The 3,645-nt window shown below is 64.1% G+C and carries 4 protein-coding genes; 1 reads left to right on the top strand and 3 read right to left on the bottom strand.

The genetic code is table 11. The features are described 5' to 3' along the window. Together EOA29_RS28925 and EOA29_RS28920 are read right to left on the bottom strand one after the other, a co-directional pair. The coding region (locus EOA29_RS28925) for an FAD-binding oxidoreductase (RefSeq protein WP_145969846.1) at window positions 1-729 on the bottom strand (729 nt) is incomplete at its 3' end. 119 nt (window positions 730-848) lie between these two features. Next, complete coding sequence (locus EOA29_RS28920) at window positions 849-2,282, bottom strand: glutamine synthetase family protein (RefSeq protein ID WP_126095808.1); 1,434 nt, start codon at window positions 2,280-2,282, stop codon at window positions 849-851. A gap of 172 nt (window positions 2,283-2,454) precedes the next feature. Between EOA29_RS28920 and EOA29_RS28915 the strand changes: the two genes are divergently transcribed. Beyond that, window positions 2,455-3,162, top strand: coding sequence for an HAD family hydrolase (locus tag EOA29_RS28915; protein WP_126092561.1), 708 nt, complete (start codon window positions 2,455-2,457; stop codon window positions 3,160-3,162). 10 nt (window positions 3,163-3,172) lie between these two features. On the opposite strand, the gene EOA29_RS28910 is transcribed toward EOA29_RS28915, so the two are convergent. Further along, complete coding sequence (locus EOA29_RS28910) at window positions 3,173-3,625, bottom strand: response regulator (RefSeq protein ID WP_126092562.1); 453 nt, start codon at window positions 3,623-3,625, stop codon at window positions 3,173-3,175. Between the last annotated feature and the right edge of the window lie 20 nt (window positions 3,626-3,645).

Here is a 3,645-nt window from a genome sequence, read left to right as displayed (position 1 = left end):
GGCGTTGACGCCGATCAGGCATTTCTCGGCCGTGACCGTGCCTTTCGGCGTCGTCACCCTCACCTTGCCGCCGCCGCAGACGATGCCGGTCGCCGGCGTCCGCTCGAACAGCTGCGCGCCGGCCCCGGCCGCTGCTTTCGCCGTGCCGATCACCAGCTTCAGCGGGTGGATGTTCCCGGTGCCGGTGTCGCGCGTGCCGCCGAAATAGCGCGTCGAGCCCCGCCGCCCTGCGGCTTCCTTCGCGTCCATGAAGGAAATGTGCGGGTAGCCGAAGCGGCTCGCCATGATCTCGGCATGCGCCTTGTAGTCGTCGACATAGCGCTGCTTGTGCGCCACCGACAGCTGGCCAGGCATGTAGTCGATCTCGATCCGGTTGGCTGCCGCGAAGTCCAGCAGATGCGTCTTTGCCTCTTCCGCGAGATCGAAAAGCGCTTTGGCGCGGGAGAGACCGTATTCGTCCTCGAGTTCCTCCGCCCAGGCGCGCTGGCCGGTGCCGAGCTGGCCGCCATTGCGCCCCGACGCGCCATCGCCCAAGCGGTGCGCCTCGATCAGCACCACATTCGTGCCCGCCTTGGCCAGATGCGCCGCCGCCGAAAGTCCCGTAAAGCCGCCGCCGATGATGACGACATCGCAGGTCCGATCGCCGTCAAGCGCCGGATATTCGGGACGCGGCCCGACAGTGTCCTCATACCAGGAACGGCCGGGGGAGATGGGGGATTGGTAGGGCATGATTCGCCAGAACGCGAGGCTTTTTCAGTAAGGGAAAGCGAATAGCGAGTAGCGAATAGGGAATGAAGTTGGTGTTGTTCTATTCGCTATTCGCTATTCGCTATTCGCTATTCGCTCTCTCACACGTTCAGCAACAGATACTCCCGCTCCCACGGGCTGATCACTTCCATGAAGGTCTCGAACTCGGCTCGCTTGATCGCCGCGTAAGTTGCGGCGAAGGATTTTCCGAGGATGGCGCCGAGCTCCTTGTCGCCCTCGAACAGGTCGACGGCTTCGAGCAGGCTGCGCGGCAGGTCGATCTCGTCCTCATTGGCCGTGGTCAGCACCGGCGCCGAAGCCTTTTCCTTCTTCGTCATGCCGATCAGCCCGCAGGCGAGCGAGGCGGCGAGCGCCAGATAGGGGTTGGCATCGGAGGACGGGATGCGGTTTTCGACGCGCCGCGCCGCGGGGTCGGATCGCGGCACGCGGAAGGCCGTCGTGCGATTGTCGTAGCCCCATTTGGTGTTGACAGGCGCGGAGGCCGCCTGCGTCAGCCGGCGGTAGGAATTGACGTAGGGCGCGAACATCACCAGCGCGTTCGGCACGTGCTTCTGCATGCCGCCGATGAAATGGAAGAACGCGTCGGTCTCGGAACCGTCTTCGGCCGAGAAGATGTTACGGCCAGTCTTCTTGTCGAGGACCGACTGGTGGATGTGCATTGCCGAACCCGGCTGCCCCTGGATCGGCTTTGCCATGAATGTGGCGTAGATTTCATGCTTCAGCGCCGCCTCGCGGATCGTGCGCTTGAACATGAAGACCTGGTCGGCGAGCTCGATCGGATTGCCATGGCGCAGGTTGATCTCGAGCTGGCCGGCGCCTTCCTCGTGGATCAGCGTGTCGATCTCCAGGCCCTGCCGCTCGGAGAAATGGTAGATGTCGTCGATCAGTTCGTCGAACTCGTTGACGCCGGCGATCGAATAGCCGGCGCCGCCGCCGATCGGCCGCCCGGAGCGGCCGACGGGCGGCGTCAGCGGGTAGTCCGGGTCAGGGTTCTTGCGTACCAGATAGAATTCGATCTCGGGCGCCACCACGGGCTTCAGGCCGCGTTCGTCATAGGCGGCCAGCACGCGCTTCAGCACGTTGCGCGGCGTGAATTCGACGGAGCGGCCGTCCTGATGGACGAGATCGCAGATCACGGCAGCGGTCGGATCTTCCTCCCAGGGCACGACGGTCAGCGTCGAGAGGTCGGGCAAAAGCTTCAGGTCGCCGTCATCCTCGGGATAGTGGAAGCCGTTGCCGTCTTCCGGGTAGCCGCCGGAGATCGTCGTCATGAACACGGCCGAAGGCAGCGCAAGCGATGTGTTGGAGGTGAATTTCTTCGACGGCATCATCTTGCCGCGGGCGACGCCGGCCTGGTCCGGCGTGATGCATTCGATGTCCTCGATGCCGCGCCATTCCAGCCAGGCGCTGGCCTCCTTCCAGTTCTTCACACCGCGTTCGCTTTTCAGGAAGGCAGGCGTGCGGGCGCGTCCCCCCCGGCTCGACGGACGGACTTCCTTTTTTTCAGGCGGCATCATTCACCAGATTGTGTTGCGGATTTCGAAGTATAGCCGGGCCCCGCGGGGGAAGGGAAGGGGAGGCGCCAGAGTCGCCACAACGAGTGTCGACCTGCCGCCGCGTCTGTCTTCTTGCTGGCGGCGCCAGCCGACAAGGTCTAGATGAAACCTATCCGCAAAGGGTCTGCCCATGTCCGCTCTTACGACAATCGGCTTCGATGCCGACGACACGCTGTGGCAGAACGAGCAGTTCTTCCGCATGACCGAGAAGCGCTTTGCCGCCTTGCTGGCCGAGCACGGCGATCATGAGCACATCGCGGCAAGGCTGCTCGAGGCGGAAAGGCGCAACCTCGCCCTCTACGGCTTCGGCATCAAGGGCTTTACCTTGTCGATGATCGAGACAGCCGTCGAGATCACCGGTGGCGAGGTGCCTGGTTTGGTCATCGGCGAAATCCTGGCCGCCGGCCGCGAGATGCTCAGCCACCCGATCGAGCCGCTGCCGCATGCGCGCGAGACGGTCGAAAGGCTGGCGGAGTCCTACCATCTGGTGCTGATCACCAAGGGCGACCTCTTCGATCAGGAGCGCAAGCTGGCGCAGTCGGGAATGGGCGATCTCTTCGATGCGGTCGAGATCGTCAGCGACAAGAGCGCCGACACCTACGCCCGCATCTTCAGCCGCCATGGCGACGGTCCGCAGAACAGCATGATGGTCGGCAACTCGCTCAAGTCCGACGTGGTTCCCGCCATCGAGGCCGGCGGCTGGGGCATCCATGTGCCGCACGAATTGACCTGGGCGGTCGAACATGCGGAGGCGCCCGTCGCGGCGCCGCGTTTTCGCCGGATTGCCGATCTTGGCGAACTGCCGACCCTGGTCGAGGCCATCGTGAGGGCTGGCTGAAAGCCGCCGTCTAGCCGCGGCCCACCATCCGATCGATCACAGGTTGCAGTCTTTCAGGTGTGATTGGCTTGGCGACCACCACGTCGACCACATTCGACAGGCCAAGGCTGTCCGGCGTGCCATTCCTGGTTGAGAGCAGGATCACGGAAGGCAGCGCCTTGCCGGAGGCGCGCCGCAGCGCATCGATGCCGGACAACAGCCCGTCGCAATCCTTGTTGTCGGGGCCGCCGTCCAGGATCACTGCGCCGGGGACCAGGCTGGCCAGAGCTTTCTCGGCCGTCTCGGGTGACTCCGAGATCGGCTTCAGCCCCGACTTCTCCACGATCTTCGACACCACGACCCGGTTGATCGACGATTTGCCGACCACAAGCACCTTGGAGAAATCCGCGGATGGCCGGCCTGCCGCGCCGCGCTCCGCCGGTTTTATTGGTTTTCGAGGGTCGTCACGATTGGCGGGACACATAGCGGGCAGGCGCTCTGATT

The sequence above is a fragment of the Mesorhizobium sp. M1E.F.Ca.ET.063.01.1.1 genome, from assembly GCF_003998155.1.
In the GTDB taxonomy this organism is placed as follows: domain Bacteria; phylum Pseudomonadota; class Alphaproteobacteria; order Rhizobiales; family Rhizobiaceae; genus Mesorhizobium.
This window is presented reverse-complemented; position numbering and strand designations above follow the sequence as displayed.